The organism is Roseateles sp. P5_B10 (assembly GCF_056400485.1).
On record NZ_JBFULE010000039.1, the window covers coordinates 1 to 19,556 of the forward strand.

At 68.6% G+C, this 19,556-nt stretch carries 18 protein-coding genes; 8 read left to right on the forward strand and 10 right to left on the reverse strand.

Going from position 1 to position 19,556, the window contains the following annotated elements; all coding sequences use genetic code 11:
• Window positions 1–276 precede the first annotated feature (276 nt).
• From AC1DU6_RS04925 to AC1DU6_RS04945, 5 genes are all read left to right on the forward strand, one after another.
• The gene (locus tag AC1DU6_RS04925) at window positions 277–984 is read left to right on the forward strand and encodes a hypothetical protein (protein WP_157281888.1); all 708 of its coding nucleotides are present in this window, start codon (window positions 277–279) and stop codon (window positions 982–984) included.
• A 74-nt stretch (window positions 985–1,058) separates the two neighbouring features.
• The gene (locus AC1DU6_RS04930; RefSeq protein WP_477856218.1) at window positions 1,059–2,090 is read left to right on the forward strand and encodes a TolB family protein; all 1,032 of its coding nucleotides are present in this window, start codon (window positions 1,059–1,061) and stop codon (window positions 2,088–2,090) included.
• A gap of 98 nt (window positions 2,091–2,188) precedes the next feature.
• Window positions 2,189–3,166, forward strand: a complete 978-nt coding sequence (locus AC1DU6_RS04935) for a TolB family protein (RefSeq protein WP_056201120.1) — start codon at window positions 2,189–2,191, stop codon at window positions 3,164–3,166.
• A 4-nt stretch (window positions 3,167–3,170) separates the two neighbouring features.
• Window positions 3,171–4,895, forward strand: coding sequence for a hypothetical protein (locus AC1DU6_RS04940; protein WP_477856219.1), 1,725 nt, complete (start codon window positions 3,171–3,173; stop codon window positions 4,893–4,895).
• 26 nt (window positions 4,896–4,921) lie between these two features.
• A complete protein-coding gene (locus AC1DU6_RS04945) occupies window positions 4,922–5,644 on the forward strand; it encodes a DUF6683 family protein (RefSeq protein WP_056201114.1) in 723 nt (240 codons plus the stop codon).
• 41 nt (window positions 5,645–5,685) lie between these two features.
• On the opposite strand, the gene AC1DU6_RS04950 is transcribed toward AC1DU6_RS04945, so the two are convergent.
• The 3 genes from AC1DU6_RS04950 to AC1DU6_RS04960 form a co-directional block, all read right to left on the reverse strand.
• Window positions 5,686–6,339, reverse strand: a complete 654-nt coding sequence (locus AC1DU6_RS04950) for a hypothetical protein (RefSeq protein WP_457321101.1) — start codon at window positions 6,337–6,339, stop codon at window positions 5,686–5,688.
• A gap of 64 nt (window positions 6,340–6,403) precedes the next feature.
• On the reverse strand, window positions 6,404–7,501 hold the full coding sequence (locus tag AC1DU6_RS04955) for a hypothetical protein (protein ID WP_457321103.1): 1,098 nt from the start codon (window positions 7,499–7,501) through the stop codon (window positions 6,404–6,406).
• 12 nt (window positions 7,502–7,513) lie between these two features.
• Entirely contained in the window at window positions 7,514–8,284 is a 771-nt protein-coding gene (locus AC1DU6_RS04960; protein ID WP_457321105.1) for a DUF1521 domain-containing protein, read from the reverse strand.
• A gap of 140 nt (window positions 8,285–8,424) precedes the next feature.
• Between AC1DU6_RS04960 and AC1DU6_RS04965 the strand changes: the two genes are divergently transcribed.
• On the forward strand, window positions 8,425–8,946 hold the full coding sequence (locus AC1DU6_RS04965) for a DUF1697 domain-containing protein (protein ID WP_457321107.1): 522 nt from the start codon (window positions 8,425–8,427) through the stop codon (window positions 8,944–8,946).
• Window position 8,947: 1 nt separating this feature from the next.
• Here AC1DU6_RS04965 and AC1DU6_RS04970 read toward each other — a convergent pair whose 3' ends face one another.
• The gene (locus AC1DU6_RS04970) at window positions 8,948–10,243 is read right to left on the reverse strand and encodes an ABC transporter ATP-binding protein (RefSeq protein WP_477856220.1); all 1,296 of its coding nucleotides are present in this window, start codon (window positions 10,241–10,243) and stop codon (window positions 8,948–8,950) included.
• The gene (locus AC1DU6_RS04975; RefSeq protein WP_477856221.1) at window positions 10,243–11,970 is read right to left on the reverse strand and encodes an ABC transporter permease; all 1,728 of its coding nucleotides are present in this window, start codon (window positions 11,968–11,970) and stop codon (window positions 10,243–10,245) included. The genes AC1DU6_RS04970 and AC1DU6_RS04975 overlap by 1 nt, the downstream gene beginning before the upstream one ends.
• Window positions 11,971–12,263: 293 nt before the next feature.
• On the opposite strand from AC1DU6_RS04975, the gene AC1DU6_RS04980 reads away from it, so the two are divergent.
• Window positions 12,264–12,467 carry a hypothetical protein gene (locus AC1DU6_RS04980; protein WP_056201093.1) on the forward strand — a complete coding sequence of 68 codons (204 nt, stop codon included), beginning with the start codon at window positions 12,264–12,266 and terminating at the stop codon, window positions 12,465–12,467.
• Window positions 12,468–12,560: 93 nt separating this feature from the next.
• On the opposite strand, the gene ribA is transcribed toward AC1DU6_RS04980, so the two are convergent.
• Complete coding sequence (gene ribA, locus AC1DU6_RS04985; protein WP_477856222.1) at window positions 12,561–13,166, reverse strand: GTP cyclohydrolase II; 606 nt, start codon at window positions 13,164–13,166, stop codon at window positions 12,561–12,563.
• 87 nt (window positions 13,167–13,253) lie between these two features.
• Here ribA and AC1DU6_RS04990 point away from each other — a divergent pair, with 87 nt between their 5' ends.
• Window positions 13,254–13,949 carry a dienelactone hydrolase family protein gene (locus AC1DU6_RS04990; RefSeq protein ID WP_457321111.1) on the forward strand — a complete coding sequence of 232 codons (696 nt, stop codon included), beginning with the start codon at window positions 13,254–13,256 and terminating at the stop codon, window positions 13,947–13,949.
• Window positions 13,950–13,979: 30 nt separating this feature from the next.
• Here AC1DU6_RS04990 and AC1DU6_RS04995 read toward each other — a convergent pair whose 3' ends face one another.
• The 4 genes from AC1DU6_RS04995 to AC1DU6_RS05010 form a co-directional block, all read right to left on the reverse strand.
• The gene (locus tag AC1DU6_RS04995; protein WP_477856223.1) at window positions 13,980–14,504 is read right to left on the reverse strand and encodes a hypothetical protein; all 525 of its coding nucleotides are present in this window, start codon (window positions 14,502–14,504) and stop codon (window positions 13,980–13,982) included.
• A gap of 68 nt (window positions 14,505–14,572) precedes the next feature.
• A complete protein-coding gene (locus AC1DU6_RS05000) occupies window positions 14,573–17,638 on the reverse strand; it encodes a ligand-binding sensor domain-containing protein (protein ID WP_457321115.1) in 3,066 nt (1,021 codons plus the stop codon).
• Between the two features lie 229 nt (window positions 17,639–17,867).
• Window positions 17,868–18,815 carry a hypothetical protein gene (locus AC1DU6_RS05005; protein WP_457321117.1) on the reverse strand — a complete coding sequence of 316 codons (948 nt, stop codon included), beginning with the start codon at window positions 18,813–18,815 and terminating at the stop codon, window positions 17,868–17,870.
• Window positions 18,816–18,855: 40 nt separating this feature from the next.
• On the reverse strand, window positions 18,856–19,326 hold the full coding sequence (locus AC1DU6_RS05010) for an Lrp/AsnC ligand binding domain-containing protein (RefSeq protein WP_457321119.1): 471 nt from the start codon (window positions 19,324–19,326) through the stop codon (window positions 18,856–18,858).
• Between the last annotated feature and the right edge of the window lie 230 nt (window positions 19,327–19,556).

The window sequence follows — 19,556 nt, forward strand, 5'->3', positions numbered from 1 at the left end:
AGTGGGACCCGCTGCCGCCGTGTTGGCAGGCCCGGACTGCGGCCAACCCTAGCGCGGTTGGCGCAGAAATAGGAGCAGCCGCATATAGGCAGCAGGGGCCCGACCCCGTTTAATGAAACCCGTCAACGCCGCAGAGTTTGATCAGAAAACCTTGCCGACAAGACACGCAGCGAGTCCGGTGTTTTCTCAGTCGCCACCGAATTCAGATGCCTCGAATGTCAATCAATCACTGCGGCAGCTTCTGCCGCGAAACCTAAATTTTTTTTGGAGATCAACATGGGATCAGCAGTTAGCAGCATCTTCGGCGGCGGTGGCTCGGGTGGCATCCTGGGCGCCGTGGGCGGCATCGTCGGCGGCATCTTCGGCGGCCCCATCGGCGCCATGATCGGCCAGGCCATCGGCGGCATGCTGCAGCAAGCCATCGGCAGCGGCGCCAACAGTGCCGTCGACACCCTGGTCAAGGAACACGGCATGCCCAAGTTCCTGGGCGAAGAAGTCAAGTCGACCATCGGCCAGGTCATCAACCAACTGACCTCGCAAAGCCAGCAAGGCGTTTCGCACGAAGCGCAAGGTGCAGCCCAGCAAAACTTCGGCGGCGCCGTCAAGCAGTGGGAGTCCGACTTCTCCAACCAGATCGTGCAAGGCGTGCTCGACCAGCTGCGCTCGCAAGGCACCGGCAGCTCCAAGGGCAGCAAGCCCAGCGGTGGCGGCTGGCTGCAGGCCATCGCCTCCGTGATGGGCTCGGCTCTGGGCGCCAAGGCCAAGGAGATGGTCAATCTGTCGCAACAGATCAACGACGCCTCTGCCGCCAAGTCCGCCGCCAAGTCCGGCTCCGAAGAGCAGAGCAAGCAGGCTGACGAGTTCAACAAGCTGATGACCCAATTCCAGGCCACCAGCCAGGAATACAACTACCTGAACAGCGTCTTCACGACGGCGCTGAAGGGTCTGGGCGAAGCGCTGGGCACGATGGCTCGCAAGCAATAAGCCGCAACCTGAGAAAACAAGAGGAGGGGCATCGCCCCTCCCTTTTGCATTTCAACTTTCAGTTCCTGCCCAAGATGAAAAACTTCAGTCGCCTTGCTTTGACGGTTCTGGCGTGCCTCGCTGCGCTCAGTGGATGTGGCGGCGGTGGTGGCGGGGACGAAGCCACGCCGACGACCCCGCCCGTCGTTCCCACGCCCGATCCACCGACCACGCTGACGGGCAATATCTGGCATTCCTTCAGCGACCTCGGCAATCCGGCGGGAACTTTCGTCATGAATCCCAACACCGGGGTCTCGACGGCCGTCCAATCCGAGAAGTGGGGCGTGCCTTCGCCCGATGGCAGTCGCTTCATCAGCAACGACTACACCTCACAGGGCTCCAGCGGCGAGACCCGCCTCACGGTGCGCAAGACCGACGACAAGAGCCTGGTCGTGGACCAGGTCGTTGACGGCTACATCGCCCGCCTTGCGCCGTCGCCGCTGGCCACCAACCAGGTCCTGGCCTACTGGGGCGAGACAACCGCCGCGCCCAGGGCCGCCGTGGTCTGGGACTTCAGCGCGCAGAAGGTGCTTTTCGCCACGCCGCTGAGCAAGACGCCGGACGCCGTCGCCTGGATGCCTGACGGCACCCTGCTGCGCGTGCAGCCCTCGGGCAGCGTCAGCAAGGTCACGCCGGGTGGCAGCGAGCAGCAGGTCGCCACCGTCAGCTGGCCAGAATCGCGGCTGCCGCAGGCGGTCTATGTCAGCCCCGACGGCAGCAAGGCCCTGGTGCAGCTCGCGGCGCTGCGCAGCACCGGCACGGTCAGCGGCGTGGACCTGTGGATGATGGATGCCAACGGCGCCAACCTGAAGCGCTTCACGAACAACGGCTTGATCGCCGAGGCCTACTGGTCGCCCGACAGCAAGTTCGTGGCCTTCACCAAGGACACCGGCGTGACCTGCACCGACGCCACCTGCCAGGGCAGCTGCACGGTCTGGTATGCCCCCGCCTCGGCGACGGACGTGGTGGCCGTGGATGCATCCGGCGATGCCAAGAAATTCCCGGCGAAGCGGCCCGACGGTTCGATGACCGATCTGCGCTGCCCGGTCATGGCCTGGACGCGTTAGGGATTTGTGGCTGGTGCGCGGCGAGCTCCAATGCCATTGCACCCGTAACGACAGGCGATTCTTGGAGTCGCCTGTTCCATTTGGAGCCCTCGCCCCCGATGCCTGAGAACCGTCGTCGTTTCGCCGCCGCGCTGGCCTGCCTGGGTGTCGTCATGGCCGCGCAGGCTGCCGCTGCGCTGCCAGGCACGGTCTGGCATTCATTCAGCGACCTCAGCAACCCGCAGGGCACGTTCGCGCTGAATCCCAACTCCGGCGCTGCCACCATGGTGGACAACGCGAAGTGGCGCTCGCCCTGGCCTGACGGCAGCCGCTTCATCCAGCGGGACCACAGCTCGCAGGGCGCCGGCGGCGACGAAACCCACCTGACGGTGCGCAGGACCAGCGACCGCAGTGTGCTGATGGACCAGGTCGTCGACGGCTATGTAGCGGACGGCGTTCGCCCCTCGCCGCTGGGCAGCAACCAGATCCTGGCGTCGTGGGGCAAGACGGTCTTTGCACCGCGTGCTGCCATCGTCTACGACCTCGACTCGCGCCGGCTGCTGTACGCCACGCAACCGAGCAAGACACCCGACGCGCTGTCGTGGATGCCCGATGGCTCGCTGCTGCGCGTGCAGCCCTCGGGCGACATCAGCCGGGTCTTGCCGGGCCGCGGCGAGCAGCGTGTCGCCACCGTGCGCTGGCCCGAGGCGCGCGTGCCCGAGGCGGTGTATGTCAGCCCCGATGGCAGCAAGGCTCTGGTGCAGCTCGCAGCCATGCGCGACACGGGTTCGATCGCCGGCGTCGATCTGTGGATGATGAACGTCGACGGCTCCAACCTGCGCCGATTCACCAGGAACGACCTGATCGCCGGCGCGGTCTGGTCGCCGGACAGCCGCTATGTGGCGTTTGCCAAGGACACCGGCGTGTCCTGCACCGCCGCCACCTGCCGCGGCAGTTGCACGGTCTGGTACGCCGAGGCTACTGCGTCCAACGTGGTGGCCGTGCCGCCCTCGGGCGACGCCCGGCAGTTCCCGTTGAAACGGCCCGATGGCTCGACAACGACCGTCGGCTGCCCGCTCGCGGCCTGGACCCGCTGAAGGCATGCCCTTGATCGCTGCTCGGCCGGCGCTGGCCACCGCCGCCGTGTTGCTGATGGCCGGCGCCGCGCAGTCGGCGCCCGACGAACGCTCGCTGGCCAGCGATCCCGCGGCGGTGCAGCAACTCGTCGAAGCCGTCAGCCTGGACGTGATGTCCGAGGCCACGCTGGGCGCCTGCGAGGACATGGGCGTGGCGGCGGCCGCTCAGATGCGCGACGCCTGGGTGGCCTGGCGCGAGCGGCACCAGATCGCGCCGCTGCGCATGGTGGTGGCCCGCATGCAGCAGCGCAGTAGCAGCATCCCGTCGTTCACGCGCCTGACCGAGCCCATGCGCGAGCGGGTGCTGAACGACCCCTCTCCCGAGCAGGCCTGCGCGGCGTTGGCGCGCGACTGGCAATCGCCGGCCATGGATGTGGGCACGCTGTATCCGCAGGCCCGTGCCGTGGCACTGGCGCTGGTGAAAGCCAACCTGGTGGCTCCCCCCGGCCCGCTGGCGATCGCGCCCGAGGCGGCCCGGGGCCAGTTCCTGCTGCCCAGCCAGATCCCCGCGCTCACGGCGCAGCGAGGCCACTGGCTGGTGATCTCCGAGGAGGAGGCGCAACGCAAGCTCGGCGTTGTCTATGTCAAGGGCCGCGTGGCGCGCGAGATCGACCGCCCGACGCATTTCTTCCTGGTGCAGCAGCAGGGCGACCGGCATGTGGAGCAGCGCATCCACCTGAAGTTCGACGCCGAGCCCTGGGTGGGCCGCGAGGTGGTGCTGCGCGGCGTGGTCACGTCGCTGAACGACAACTCCCTGGACCTGGCCGACGCGGCCCTGGTCGCCAACCCGGCGGGGCTGACGTCGTCGCCGCTGCCTCAGGCGCCGATGCTGCGCAGACGGGCGGTGCTGCAGCGCGTGACGACGCCGCCGGGCCGCGGCCTGGCGGAGAAGGACCTGGCGGCCGTGGTCATCCACGGCGAGAGCAACTTCAATGGCGGCACGCGCTGGGAAGAGGATGTGCGCTTCCTGCTGCGCGATGGCACGGTCTACCACCGCACCGAGATGCCGCCCGACCAGCTCAACGTTGTCGCGTCGCGCCAGCTGGAGCCGCAGCGCTGGGGCCGCTGGCGCGCCAGCGGCAGGGTTGATGTCAGCCCCCAGGGCCGAGCCGTGCCCGGCCCGCCCCCCGAGGGGGTCAAGGGCACTTGGGGCGGCCCTACGTGCCCTTGCGAAATGCAGCCGCAGGACGATGACGGCCGCCCCGCGGGCGCCTGGCAGGCCGAGAAGCATCACGCCGTGCGGCCCTGGCCCAAGGACACGCGGCTGGAGGGATCCTTCACCCGCGGCACGTTCAACGGCAGCCTGGTCCTTGGCGGCAGGTCGTCCAGCACCACGTTGCGCTTCATGCGCGACGGCCGCTTCGAGCGCAGCTACAGCGCGCTGTCCAGCACCGGCACGCTGGCCGCGACGCTCAACAACACGGTCATTGCCGGCTCGGCCCATGGCGATGGCAAGGGCAGCAGCAGCACCGGCGGCGGCACGGTGGGCACGCCCTTTGGCACGGCGGGCGCGGTGAGCTCGCGCAAGCAGGACGACGGCGCCGGCCGCCGCGGCCGCTACCAGCTCAGCGGCTTCGTCCTCACCCTCGACTACGACGACGGCCACCAGGAGCGCCTGCTCAGCTTTCCCGTGCACGACGACAACAAGACCGTCTACGTGGGCAGCGGYAGCCTCGTCCTCGACAAATGACCCCGACCTTTCCACTGGAGTTTCAAATGCCCCGACTGCGATCCCTTGCTCTTCGTCTGGCCTTGGCGGCCCTGGTCGGCGCTGCCGGCGCGGCCACCGCTCAGGTCGCCCCCTCGATCAGCCTGGCTGAGCAGATGCGCACCATGCTCGCCAAGCCCGGTGCGGGTGGCGGCGCGGCACCCGCCGCTCCGGTGTTCAGCGCGGCGCCCGCAGTCACCTCGGCCAGTGCGCTGGCCGCCCTCAACGCGCCCCTCGTCACCAACGGGCCGGCGCAGGTGCGCCAGTCGGCCACCGAGCTGGCGCAGCGCTTCCCCGCGGCGCATCGCGGCGCCATGACCAAGGCGTATGAGGAGTCCTTCGTCTTCTGGCAGAAGCTCGAGACCCAGCTCGGCCTGACGCCCAATGACGCCGCGGCCGGCGTGGCGGCCTTCATCGCCGGCAACTACACCGCCTTCATGCAGCAGCCCGTGCCCGACGAGCACTTCAAGTCCCTGGTGCTGCAGATGCAACGCATGCTGGGCCAGAACGCCGCCTTCACCCAAAGCAGCCCGGCCGCCAAGCGCGCGATGTTCGAGCAGCTGGCCATGGTGGGCACCTTCATGGTGGTCTACCGCGAGCACCTCAACAGCAAGCCCAACCCCAACGAGGAGGTCAATTTCCGCAATGCGGCCAAGGCCAACCTCGAGGCGGCGTTGGGGCTCGGGGTGGAGCGCATCCAGATCGGGCCGCAAGGGCTGGTGGCGCGCTGAGGAAGGGCGGCTCAGCAGGCATGCCGCCACGGCGGCCGGCCTCAGGTGTCGTGATAGCCGCCGGCAATCGCGTCGGCCACGGTCCGGGTCCAGGAGTCCAGGTAGACGAAATCCGGCGAATCCGGGAAACGGTGGGCCGCGAAGAGCAGGGCCTCCAGGTCCAGCACGGCCTCACGGGCCTGCGGCGTCGGGTGCTTCAGGTCGGCCAGCAGCACGACGCGGCGCGCCGTGGCCATGTTGTCGGCCAGGTCGATGGCATCCATGTTCAGGCCCCAGTGCCAGTCGCCGTTGGCGTGGCGGATCGCCTCGCCCAGGCTCACGCCCAGGTCGCCCAGCAGGCCGTAGACGATGAAGGGGCCGCCGCGCGTGCAGTCCGGCCAGGGCGAGTGCTTGGGCAGGCGGCCGAAGGCCGGCAGCTGCGGCCAGTGCGCCTTGGCCCAGGTGTTCAGGGCCTTGGCGTAGGCGGCGCCCTGCAGTGCCTGCGGGTCGGGCCCGCCGTGGGCGACCAGCCAGTCGCGCAGCAGGCGTTGGCGCTCGTTCAGCGTGGCCTGGAAGTAGGCCCAGTTGGCCTGGGCCTGGCTCTCGCTCAGCGCACGGCCGGAGCCGGGGTGAGGCAGCTCATAGGCGGGGTAGTCGCTCAGGTCCCAGGTGGACGCTTTAGGGCCGGCAAGCCAGCGCTGGATCAGGTTCGGCATGTTGAGCAAGCGCGAAAGAAAAATGGACGGCCTCGAGAGGCCGTCCATTCGGAACAAGCCCGGTTCAGAACCAGCCTTTTACCGTATCGAAGATGCCACGGCCGCCAGCATCGCCAGCGATGGCGCCGCCAATGCCGCCGATGATGCCGCCAACCACCGTGCCCACGCCGGGGAAGATGGCCGTGCCGATGGTCGCGCCCAAGGCCGCGCCACCCCAGCCACCCAGGGCGCCGCCGGCCACGCCGGAGGCGGTGCGCCCGGTGTTCTCGCCGATGCGGTTGCCGTCGGCCTGGTAGGCCTGGCCGAGCGAAATGGCATCCAGCACGACGCCGACGGGCCGGGCGACCTTGCCCACGCCTTCCAGCAGCTGACCGGCGCCGCGCAGGCCACGGTTGACTTTCAGGGCCTCGACATCGCGCGCCACCTGGCCACGGATGTCGCTGTCCAGCGCCGTGCGGCCCACCTTGGACTCGACGTCGATGCGCTGGCGCATGCGCGGATCCGTCGCCGGGGGCTCGGCCACCACGTCCACCACGCGCGCGCCGTTCTGCACCGGCACCTCGGTGCGCACCTGGGCGCCCGCGGCGCGCCAGCGGTCGGCAATCGCGTCGCGAGCCAGCGCGCCGTTGGTGTTGTTGGCCACCGGCGAAGCGATGCCCGAGGTGCGGCCCAGCGAACCGGGCGGCGGTGCATGCACGGTCTGGCCGACCTGGATGCCGTTGCTGGTCAGCAGCTCGGTCAGGCCGCGCGTGAAACCGCCCTTGCCCGTCCAGGCGCTGGTCGTCGCTTCCCATCGCTTGATCAGGATGGGGTTGTCGATCAGCAGCTTGCTGCCYTGCTGCAGCATGCCCTGGCCGGCCGCCCAGAGGCCGCCGGGTGCATGGTCGGGCAGCAGGCTCTGGCGCGCGGCCTGCAACACATCCTGGTTGTAGTGAGCCACGTCACCGGGGTGCCCCGAGGCCAGCAGGTGCTGCTCGATGGCGGCATGCGCCGACTCGGCGGCCTGCGGGTCGCTCTTGCGCGCGTCGACCACCCAGGTCGCCAGGCGCTGGGTGTCGACGACGCCGGTACGTGGGTCGGTCGCCCGGCTGACGACCTCCGCTGCGGGATCGCGGGAGACCGGCGTCTGCCGGCCGCTCGAAACTGCATCAACTGCAAGCATGGCGGCCTCCGCTCAGAAGTCCAGGCGCATCACGGTCAGCGAGAACCGGTGGGCGTCGCGCGTCGAGTGCGAACGGCTTTCGCCGGCATCCGACAGCGAGCCCAGGAAGGCGCCACTCAGCGACGCCGACAGCAGGCCACTGAACAGGCTGAGGGCGTTGCGCAGGAAATCGCTGCCGCGCTGTTGCGTGGCTGGGTCCAGGCCCGGGTTCAGCTGCAGGTCGGTCTTGTTCATGTAGGCCTGGTCGACCTTGTGGATGTCACCGTTGGCGTCCACGCCCAGGAAGCCGGCGCCGGCCGGGTTTTCCTGAAGCACATTGCCGTCCTTGTGGGTCCAGTCAAGCACGGCGCCCCAGCCGGCGGCCTCGTCGATCTTGAGGTCGCCGACCTTGTTGGTATCCACGCCGCTGATCTCGACGCCGTAGTCGCCGTTCGTGATGGCGACCTTGCTCGCGAGGGTCATGCCATTGCCGGCATTCCAGGGCGTGGTTTCGATGGTGACCTTGGTGCCGTCCTCGAGCTTGAAGGTCGTGGTGCCGTAGAAGTCGAAGGCATGCTTGCCGTCGATGTTGACGTGCGGGTCGCCCCAGATGTTGTAGGTCTCGCCGGTCTTCTTGTTGAAGATGTTGACGGTGTTGTTGTCACCGGCGGTGATGCGGTAGTTGTCGTTCTCGAACACGGCCTGGCCACCCTTCATCTGGGTGCTGGCGTGGGTCGGGTTGGTGTTCGGGGCGGAGGATGTGGCGGTCAGCGAGGTGCTGCTGGCCGTCTGGATGGTGGTCATGGCGCGTTCTCCTCAGGGGTGTGTCTCAGTCGCGTTGCCATTGCATTCGGACTCGGCCAGGCCCGCTAGCTGCGGCCGCCCGCAATTCGGGGCAGCCGCAGCTAGGGTTGGCCGCAAGCGCGGGGTCATACTTCGCACCCATGCCTCGTTATGTCGCCTTGCTTCGTGGCGTCAGCCCGATGAACGCCAAGATGCCCGACCTCAAGCGCTGCTTCGAGGAGGCGGGTTTCACCGACGTGAAGACGCTGCTGAGCAGCGGCAACGTCGTGTTCTCAACGCCCCGCTCCGCCGCCATCGCGACGCTGCAGAAGCGCGCCGAGAAGGCCATGCTGGATGGCCAGGGCTACAGCTTCGCCACCACCGTGCGGTCGACGGCCCATCTGCAGCAGCTGATCAAGGCCGATCCCTTCGCCGCCTTCAAGCTCAAGCCCGGGTCCAAGCGCGTCGTCACCTTCCTGCGCGAGCCGCTTGCCGAGAGCCCCGTCGAGCTGCCGGTGACGCACGGCGAAGCCTGCATCCTGGGCCTGGGCGGCGGCGAGGTGTTCTGCAGCTATGTGCCCGAGGCCAAGGGGCCGGTCTTCATGCACCTGCTGGAGAAGACCTTCGGCAAGACCATCACGACACGCACTTGGGACACCGTGGCCAAGTGCGCCGCGGCCTGAGTCAGTCCTCGCCCGACTCGGGCAGGTGAATCAGGCCGGTGTGGAAGTCGTACTCGAAGACCTCGCCATAGCGCGCCCACTCGATGGCCACGCGCAGCACGCGTTCGGCCTCGGCGGCGTCCATGCTGTCCATCAGCAGCTTCAGGAAGGGCTCTTCCTTCAGCTCGCCGTGGGCCTCCTGCTCGAGGCTGGCGCGGATGAAGGTGGCCAGCGGTACATGCGCGAGCAGCTGCTGGCCGAAGATCTCGCGGCGGAACTCGTGGCCGCCTTCGACATAGCGCTGGCCCAGCGGCGTGACGATGAGGTCGCCGCCGCTGAGCTGGGCCAGGCCGAGGCGGTGCAGCGCGTCGGCCAGCGGCAGCATGGCCTCGTCGGTGAGTTCGCTCTCCTCGGCCAGCTGGGGCAGGTCGGCGCGGCCATTGAAGCGTTCGTCGGCCAGCAGCTCCAGCAGGCTCTCCATGCGGCCGACGTCGGCTTCGGGCAGGCGGTCGCTGAGATGCGGCTTGGGCGCCTCCTCGACGGTKCCGGCCACGTGAGTGGCGCTCGTCATCAGCCGGTAGACCTCGTCGATGAGCAGGCGCACCTCCGGGCTGTCGGCGCGGCGCGGGCGTGGCAACGTGATGGGCAGCTCGGCGCGCACGCGGCCCGGGTTGCTGGCGAAGATCAGCACGCGGTCGGCCATCATGACGGCCTCCTCGATGTTGTGCGACACGACCAGCATGGCCTGGGTCGGCATCTGGCCGCCGTCCCAGAGGACGAGGATCTCGTTGCGCAGCCGCTCGCCTGTCAGCACGTCCAGGGCCGAGAAGGCCTCGTCCATCAGCAGCACGGCCGGCTGCATGACCAGGGCCCGCGCCATGCCCACGCGCTGGCGCATGCCGCCTGACAGCTCGCGCGGCAGGGCGCCCTCGAAGCCGGCCAGGCCGATCAGCTCGATGGCTTCGTTCGCGCGGCGCTCACGTTCCGCCGCTGGCACGCCGGCCGCCTCCAGCCCGAGCTCGACGTTCTGCCGAACGGTGAGCCAAGGGAACAGCGCAAAGCTCTGGAACACCATCGCGATGCCGGCCGCCGGCCCGAACAGTGGCTGGCCGCCGTAGCGCACGTCGCCAGCGTCCGCGGGGATCAGCCCGGCCATGATGCGCAGCAGCGTGCTCTTGCCCGAGCCGCTCTGGCCCAGTAGCGCGACGATCTCGCCCTTGTCGAGGCGAAAGTCCACGCCCTCCAGCACCGAGCGCAGGCTGCCGTCGTTGGACTTGAAGCCCTTGGCGACGCCCTTCAGTTCGATCAACGTCGTCATCAGAAATGCATCCTTTCCTCGGCGATACGGTAGAGACGCCGCCAGACCCAGTGGTTCATCGCCATGACGAAGACGCACATGACGCCGATGCCTAAAGCGATGCGCGGGAAGTCGCCCGCCGTCGTCATCTGCTGGATGTAGCTGCCCAGGCCTTGGGCCTGCAGGTGGGTGTCGCCCCAGCTCACGTACTCGGCCACGATGCTGGCGTTCCAGGAGCCGCCGCTGGCCGTGATGGCGCCGGTGACGAAGCTCGGGAAGATGGCCGGCAGCAGATAGCGCCGCCAGGCCAGCCAGCCCTTGAGCCCCAGGTTCTTGGCGGCCAGGCGCAACTCGGTCGGGATGGTCGACGCGCCGGCCACGACGTTGAAAAGCAGATACCACTGCGTGCCCAGGATGATGAGGGGCGACAACCAGAGGTCGGGGTCGAGCCTGTACTTGACGATGACGAGGACGGCGACCGGGAAGACCAGATTGGACGGGAAGGCCGCGAGGAACTGCGCCACCGCCTGCACGCGGCCGGCGATGCGCGGGTTCAGGCCTATCCACACGCCGATGGGCACCCAGATCAGCGACGCCACGGCGATCAGCGCGAGCACGCGCGCCAGCGTGTACAGGCCCAGCTTGAACACATGCGCCGCCTCGCCCCAGCCCACCTCGGTGTGGATGAAGCTGACCAGACGCCAGACGGCGAACAGCACCAGGGCGGCCAGCAGCGCGTCCCAGGCGCGGGCCCACAGCGGGTTCGGATCTTCAGGCCGCGCGCGGATGGAGCGGCCGTCGTAGCTCTTCTTCAGCGGCGCGAAGCTGGCCGTGATCCAGCGCCCCGGCCATTGCCCCAGGCGCTGCAGCAGCTGGGTGCGGCGCAGCCAGGTCAGCAGCCAGGACTGGGGCGCCTGCTCGCTGCTGCCCTCCTCGAAGCGGAAGCGGTCGGCCCAGGCCAGCAGCGGCCGGAAGAACAGCTGGTCGTACAGCAGGATGCCGACCAGCATGCCCAGGATGGCCCAGCCGATGGCGCCCAGGTCGCGCGCTTCGATGGCCACGGCGATGTAGGAGCCCACGCCGGGCAGCTTGATGTCCTGGCCGGCCACCGAGATGGCTTCCGACGCGACGACGAAGAACCAGCCGCCGCTCATGCTCATCATCATGTTCCACAGCAGGTTGGGCATGGCAAAGGGCAGCTCCAGCCGCCAGAAGCGCTGCCAGCCCGACAGCTGGAAGATGCGCGCCGCCTCCTGCAGTTCGCCCGGCACGGTGCGCAGCGACTGGTAGAGGCTGAAGGCCATGTTCCAGGCCTGGGAGGTGAAGATGGCGAACAGCGCGGCCAGTTCCACGCCCAGCAGGTTGCCCGGGAACAGCGCGATGAAGGGCGCGACCGCAATCGCCTGGAAACCGAGGATGGGGATGGACTGCAGGATGTCCAGCAGCGGCACCAGCACCTTCTCGGCCGCACGCACCTTGGCCGCCAGCACCGCGAACACGCAGGCGAACACCACCGAGGCGGCCAGCGCCAGGAACATGCGCAGCGTCGTGCGCAGCAGGTAATAGGGCAGGTAGGCGACGTCCAGGCTCAGCGGCAGCGGCTCGCCGACGTGGAAGGGTCGGGCCATCGCCGCCGCGGCCATCGCGAGCAGCACCRGCACCGCCAGGACGAGGGGCAGCAGCGCCCAATCCCAACGATTGAACGCGGCCTCGACGGCGGGGCGGGGGAAGAAGCGACGGTCGGACATGGTGGCGGGCGAACAGGACCGCGCAGCCTAGTCCGGGCACGTAAGGCGGGTGTGAAGCGCGCCGCCCCGGAGCTTGCGCCCAGCTTGCGGTGCTGCGCCGAAGAACTACGACTGGTTGCAGCTCTGGCGGCTTGAATCAGCCTTGTCGCCTAACGGCACAACTCGTCTCCCCGGCTTGCGACTTGACGATGTATCCGGCGCCTTCTCCTACAGGGATCTTTTGCCTGCGGCCTAAGGTTGTTGACGCGGCGGCGCAATGGGGTGCCGCCCAGGCTCACAGTGAAGGAACAGCCATGTCCAACCAGCAACGCCAATCCGGCAAGCAGCAGCCCGAAAGCGGTCAGAACATCCAGCAGGGTGGTCAGAGCCGTGACCAGAGCCCTGGCCAGCAAAGCCAGGCCGGTGGCGGCAGCCAGACGCCCCAGCAAGGGGGTGGCTCTGCCGGTCGCGATCAGCAAAGCAAGCCCAGCAACCAGCAGGGTTCCAAGAACCGCTGACTGCGCAAGGGGCTGAGGGCGCGGCGCCGTGAGGTGCCACCGGCGCCTTAGCCCGTCGACCGACCAGGCCCTCTCCCGCGCAGAGGGCCTGCCCTATTCGAAGAGGTGGCCGAGGTCGTGGTGGCCCATGGACTCGGCCTTGGTGCGCAGGTATTTCTCGTTGTCGGGCCCCGGCTCCGTCAACGAGGCTTCGCGTTCGACGACGTCGATGCCGAACTCGGCCAGGGCGGCCATTTTCAGCGGGTTGTTGGTCAGCAGCCGGATGCGCTGCACGCCCAGCGACCGCAGCATGCAGGCGGCGGCGTCGTAGCGGCGTGAGTCGATGGGCAGGCCCAGCTGGGCATTGGCCTGAATGGTGTCGGCGCCGGCGTCCTGCTCGGCATAGGCGCGCAGCTTCTGCACCAGGCCGATGCCGCGCCCCTCGTGGCCGCGCATGTAGACGATGGCGCCGCGGCCCAGGTCGGCGATGCGCTTCATGGCGCTTTGCAGTTGCGGCCGGCAGTCGCAGCGCAGCGAGCCGAACACCTCGCCCGTCATGCATTCGGAGTGCACGCGCACCAGCGGCGGCTCGTCACCGGTCAGCTCACCCAGGCTCAGCACGACATGCYCCTGGCCGCTGTCGTCCTCACGGAAGCCGTGAATGACGAACTCGCCATAGGGCGTTGGCAGGCGGGTGGAGACGATGCGTTCGATCTTCATGGTGTGGGGCTTCAAGGGGGCATTCTCGCCGCCCCGGGGAAAACCCCGTGTCGCGCAGGTTAGGCTGCCGCTTTTCAGGAGACACGCATGGCCCAAACCGTCCAGTTCAAGCGCCCCGATGGCGCCCCTGTGTCCGGCTATCTCGCCGAGGCCGCCCAGCCTCTCGGCGCCGTCGTCGTCATCCAGGAGTGGTGGGGCCTGAACGACCAGATCCGTGGCGTGGCCGATCGCTTTGCGCTGGCCGGCTTCACGGCGCTGGTGCCCGACCTCTACCGCGGCAAGAGCACCGTCGAGGCCGAGGAAGCCGGCCATCTGATGACGGACCTGAACTTTGGCGACGCCGCCTCGCAGGACGTGCGCGGCGCGGTGCACTACCTCAAGGACCTGAAGCTGGGCAGCGGCAAGGTCGGCGTGACCGGCTATTGCATGGGCGGCGCGCTGACCGTGCTGGCCGCGACGATGGTGCCCGAGGCCGACGCCGCCGTGATCTGGTACGGCATGCCGCCGCTGGAATATGTAGACGCCAGCAAGATCAAGATGCCGCTGCAGGCCCATTGGGCCACGCAGGATGAGTCCTTCCCGATTGCCGGCGTGGACGGCCTGGAAGCCAAGTTCGCCGAGGTCGGTGTGCGCTACGAAGGCCACCGCTATCTGGCCCACCATGCCTTTGCCAACGAGACGGCACAGGGGCCGGGGCGCATTGCCAAGACGCAGTACGACGCGGTGTGGGCGCAGCAGGCGTGGGACCGGGCGATGCGGTTCTTTGGCAAGCACCTGGGCTGAGCGTCGCGCGCCCAGCTCGCGAGACCCACGTCAGTCCGCGCGATCCGGCTTGGCAGCCTGGCAGCGCGTGACCAGCTCACGGGCGCGGCCGTCATAGGCCTCGCGGGCCGCCGGGGATTGCAGGACCTGGCGGGTGAACAGGGCTTGCCCGGCCGGCGAGGCGGCAAAGGCTTCGATGGCCTTGACTTCGGCTGCCGAAAGGGCGGGCAGCGGCTCGGGAGCCTTTTCGCCCAGGGCGGTGTAGATGCCCAGCAGGCCGTGCCTGGCGTATTTATGACCCGGGACCGAGCTGAAAAACCGGTCGGCCGCCGCCACTTCGCTGGCACTCAGCGACATCGTGACCACCCGTTCGGTCGTCTCGTAGAACTCACTGGGCTGCAGGGCCTGGATGCAGGCGTTCTGCGCGGCGGGCAGGCCGCCCTTGGCCTCACGCTGCTTGGCGGCCAGTTGCACGCCCAGCAGCGCCGACTGGGCGGTGATCTGCGCGGTCGTTGACACGGCCTCGGCGGCGAAGCTGGCCAGCAGGCAGGCCGTCAGCGTGAGGGTGCGATGCATCATGGGGTGGGTCGACTTGAAAACGCGCATTTTGCGGCGCTGGCCACGCTCGCCGCCCGCCTTGGCGCTCAGTCGCTGCGCCGCACCTGCAGCCGCGGCTCGTCCGGCCAGGTGTCTGCGTCCAGGGCCAGTTCATCGGGCCGCAGGCCATCGGCGCGCAGCACGCCCAGGTAGCCGTCGCGCCCTTGCGCCTTGGCGGCATAGAGGGCGGCGTCGGCCAGGCTCAGCGTGGCGTCCCAATCCCAGGCCCGAGGCGCTTCGGGGTCGAGAGGGAAGACGGCGAAGCCGATGGACACGGTGACCGGCAGCGTGCGGCCGTCGGCCAGCGTGAAGGGCTGCTCGCGCACGACGGCGTTGAAGCGTGCCGCCAGCTCGGTGGCGCCGCTGCGTGCGCCGCCGCGGGCCAGGGCCAGGAATTCCTCGCCGCCCCAACGCACCAGCACGTCGCTCTCGCGGAAGACCATGCGCAGCCGGCGGGCGAACTCAACCAGCACCTGGTCGCCCGCGGTGTGGCCGTGGCGGTCGTTGATGCGCTTGAAATGATCGAGGTCCATCAGCATGACGAGCAGGTCGGCCTCGTCGTCGCGGTGGCGGTCGGGGTTGCTGTGGCGCGGCTCGGTGTAGTGGCGCAGGCAGAGCTGCAGGTCCGAGGTGACCCGCGAGTCCAGGTAGCGGCGGTTGCGCAGGCCGGTCAGCGGGTCGGTGGTGCTGGCCTCGCGCAGCTCCGTGGTGCGCTGCTCCACCAGGGCTTGAAGCGCCGTTTCGCGTCGGCGCAGCTGTGCGGTGCGCCGCGCCACCCCCCAGCGCAACAGCAGCCAGGCCAAGCCCAGTAAAGAAAGCGCGGCCGCCGCCTGGGCCCAGCGCGTCTGCCACCAGGCCGGCAGCAGCTCGATGTCGAGCAGCAGCGGGCGGTCGCCCCACACGCCGTGATGGTTGGTGGCGTACACCTCCAGCCGGTAGCGGCCCGGCGGCAGGCCGCCATAGCTGGCGAAGCGGGCGCTGGCGTCGGTGAACGTCCATTCGGCGTCCCAGCCCGCCAGGCGCATCATGTAGCGCAGCTTGGCCGGGTCAATGTAGTCCAGCGCGGCGAACTCGACGGCCACACTGCGGGTACCGGCCGGCAGCTTCAAGCCTTGCTTCAGGTCCTGGTCCGGCTGGAAGAGCTGGCCATCGCGGCGCAGGCTGCTGACGACCACCGGCGGCGCATAGCGCGAAGGCATGAAGGCCAGCGGCTCGATGACGAGCAGGCCGCGGCTGCCGCAGAAGAGCAGGCGGCCGTCGGGCAGGGCGGCGTCGGCGAAGAAGCGCGGCGTGCCCATCGGCGGGCCCTCGGCGCCGGAGAGTTCGTCCAGGCGGTTGGCGGTCGGGTCGTAGACGGACTGCTGGCTCCATACCCGGCCCTTGGCGTCCTCGTGCAGGTTGACGCCGAAGGGCCGGCCCGGCGCCCCCATGCGCTCGCTGATGCGCTCGAAGCGCGCGCGGCCCTGCGCGTCGTAGCCCTTAAGCCGGTGCAGGCCGCTGACGGCGGTGTCCACGTAAAGGCTGCCGTCGCGGGTGTGCAGCAGGCCGAGCACGGCGGGGAACCCCAGGGCCTCGCCGGGCGCGCCCTGCACTTCGGCCAGGCGCTGGCCGTCCCAGCGGAACAGGCCGGCCAGCGCGCCGACCCAGAGCTGGCCGTTGCGGGCTTCCACGCGCAGCGCATGCACGCCGCCGCGCAGCGGCTCGCCATCCGCGCGGCGCACCCGCTCGATGCGCGCCTGGGGCGAAGGCAGGCGGTAGAGCCCGTCCTGCATGCCGACCCAGACCTCACCACTTGGTAATACCAGCACGCGATGCGCGCGCCCACCTTCCAGCGCCCAGCTGGCGAGCAGGCGGGCGCTGCGCGGTTCGCGGCGCTCCAGCCGGCCGTTGGCCACCAGCCAGACGCTGCCGTCCGGCCCCTCGGCGAGGTTGTCGACCGGCGTGTCGGCCTCGCGCGGCCAGCGGCCGACGGTGCGCAGTTGCGCGTCCAGCAGAGCGACCGGGCCGCTGTGCGTAGCCACCATCAGCAGGCCGTCGCGGCGGGGTAGCAGGCCGCGCAGGTCGCTGCTGGCCAGCGGGCTGCCGGGGTCGGCGTCGGGGCCGCGCACGGCCAGGGCCGGATGCTGCTGGTGGCGCTGCAGGCCCACGCCGTAGCCGCCCACCCACATGGTGCCGGTCTGGTCGCGCAGCAGCACGTTGACGTCATTGCCGGCCAGGCCGCCGGGCAGATGGGGGTTGTGGCGCAACTGCCGCAGCAGCGCGCCGCTGTCGCCGTCCAGCCAGGCGATGCCATCGTTCAGGCCGGCCCAGACCGTGCCGTCCGCGCCCTGGGCCAGTGCCTGCACGCCGCCCTTGAAGCGAACCGCCAGCCAGCGCGGCTGGCCGTTGGCCTCGATACGGCCGACGCGGCCGTCCACGCTGCCGAACCAGAGCCGGCCCGCGCGGTCTTCCAGCAAGGTGCTGATGCCGATGACGGCGTTGTCGGGCAAAGCCAGCTTTGCCCAGCCGCCTTGCACGTCGCGCCGGGCGAGGCCGCGCCAGTGGCCGGCCCACAGCGCGCCGTCGCGGCCCACGGCCAGCGCCAGCACGCGGCGCTCGGTTTCGCCATCGACGCGCAGCGGCTCGGTCTCGAAGCGCGCGGTTTTCGGCTCAAAGCGCAGCAGGCCCTGGCCCAGCGTGCCCACCCAGACCCGGCCGGCATCGTCCTCGGCCAGCGCACGGATGGGCGTGGCGCGCTCGCTGCCGCTGCCCAGCATGCGCACGCGGTCGAAGGCGGGCTCGTAGCGCGCCAGTCCGTTGACTTCGGTGCCTATCCACATGCCGCCGTCGGCTGCGGCCGCCAGCGAGCGCACCCAGCCCAGGTTGCGTTGCACGGGCGTGGCGCCCTCGCGTTCGATCGGGCGCAGGCGGTAGCCGTCGTAGCGAGCCAGGCCGTCGCTGGTGCCGACCCAGATCAGGCCTTGGCGATCCTGAGCCAGGCTGCCTACCACGTCGCGCGGCACCGGCACGCTGGCGAACTGGGGCTCCAGCGCGCTGGCTGCAGGCTGCGCCAGAGCCACGCGGGCCAGGGCGGTCAGCAGGCAGGCAACCAGCGTCAGGGTGCGGTGGATCATGGGCGGCGAGGGCTCGAAAGCCGCATTCTCCGGGCGGGATTTGCGTCTTCCGGCCTTGTTTACCCGACCCGGATCGCTGCTCGTAGCTGGTCGCTGTATTTGCCGGCGCCTAGGCGTTAGCAGATTGCAAAGGAGCTGCTTGGCGTTTGCCACTCTGCGCAACAGCCCGAAAGTCAGCCGGCGGTCCGAGGAGGCGCGTCGGGATTGATGTTCATCTTGGTGGCCGTGATCAATCTCCCTGTTTTGGAATGATGACGGTGTCGACGAACTTGCGACTGATATCGTCTCGGGTGCCTAACTGATCAGGACAGGCTTGACTGCCGCCGACTGCATTTGCATGCTGCCAAGGCCATCTGCCCGTTGTGCTTGTGCCGAAACCAGCATCCCAGACGTATCGCGTCAGTTCCGCAATCACTTCGCCGCTCTGCTTGTCGATGACTCTGAGCTTGGTGCCCGCGACCCAAAGTTCGCGGTCTTCTGAGTTCAACAGGTCCTCGTAGTCCAGCGCGTAGCGCGTTGCCGACTTCGAGATGGGCGTCAGCTTGGGTGGCTTTACCCACAGATTTGTGCCAGGCGGATAGGTATCAAGTTGCCCGCGGAAGCGCTCGTGGGTCTGAGGGTCAACGATTTCGACAAACCGATATCCGCGCCTTGGGAGACTCCTTTCGCCGGCGTCGAAATCAGGTGGGTTGAGGCTGCCGCGTCGGTCCGGATTGAGTTTGTCGATGGACTCGGTCATCAGGAACTGATTGACGTAGCTATCGCCCCTGTATTCGCTGGCCATTGCCGCCTCGGGGTACATAGGATCGAAGTACTCCCTCCCACCCCAAGCAATCGGTTGCCGGACCTTGGTGAGCTCAATCCCGTCGACATCCTTAACGGTGCGGTTGATCACGACGCCTGCTGTCTTGCAACGCTCCTCGAACACCGATTTGGCCTTTGCATACTTCTCGCGAAACGCAGCTTCCTTGGCCTTGGCTTCCATGTCGAGTTGGCTTTCGCCGCATGCCACAAGGGCCGCAAGCAGCGGCAAGAGGGAGGCAACGCTTTTGAAGGTCCTGGACTTAAGCAACACGACGAATCTCCTCAATCCCGGCGACGCCAAGGCGCAAGTTTCCAAAGGCAGCAATGCCGTACCGCGGCCGAAGCCTCGATCGAGTTCGATGTAGACAGGCATTTGGACCTGCAGAGCACCCATTGGAGCCGGAGCCGCCCGCTCAGATCGGCAACGCATTCGTCGCCTTCACCTCCTCCATCACGGCGTAAGTCCGCGTCTCCCTCACCCCCGGCAGCGTCCAGATCACACTGCCGATGAACTCCCGATACGCGCCCATGTCGCGCACCCGGGTCTTGAGCAGATAGTCGAAGCCGCCGGCCACCAAGTGGCATTCCAGGATCTCGGCGCGGGCCTGGACTGCCGCCTTGAAGTTGTCCATCACGTCCATCACCGTGCGGTCCAGGTGCACCTCGATGAAGACCAGCATGGCCGCGCCGAGCTTGGCCGGGTTCAGCCGCGCCTCGTAGCCGAGGATGAAGCCGTCGCGCGTCAGGCGCTTCACGCGCTCCAGTACGGCGGTGGGCGACAGGTGCACGGCTTCAGCCAGCTTGAGGTTGGAAATCCGCCCGTCGGCCTGCAGCACGCGCAAGATGCGGGCGTCTATCTTGTCGAGCTTGGTTTCGTCGTCCATCTGGATTTCTATCGGCCGTTCTTGCAATCCTTGGAATTTAATCCAAGTGATCCGCCGATAGAGTGCGAATCCTCACCAGGAGTCCCGCCATGTCCACGCCCTTCGTTGCCCCGCCGGAACAGCCTCGCCTGCCCGATCCTTATCGGGCCGAACACGGCGTCGTGCAGGCCCTGGCGGAGCGTGTCGGTGGTGCGTTGGATTGGCCCGGCGTCATCGCCATGGCAGCGCCA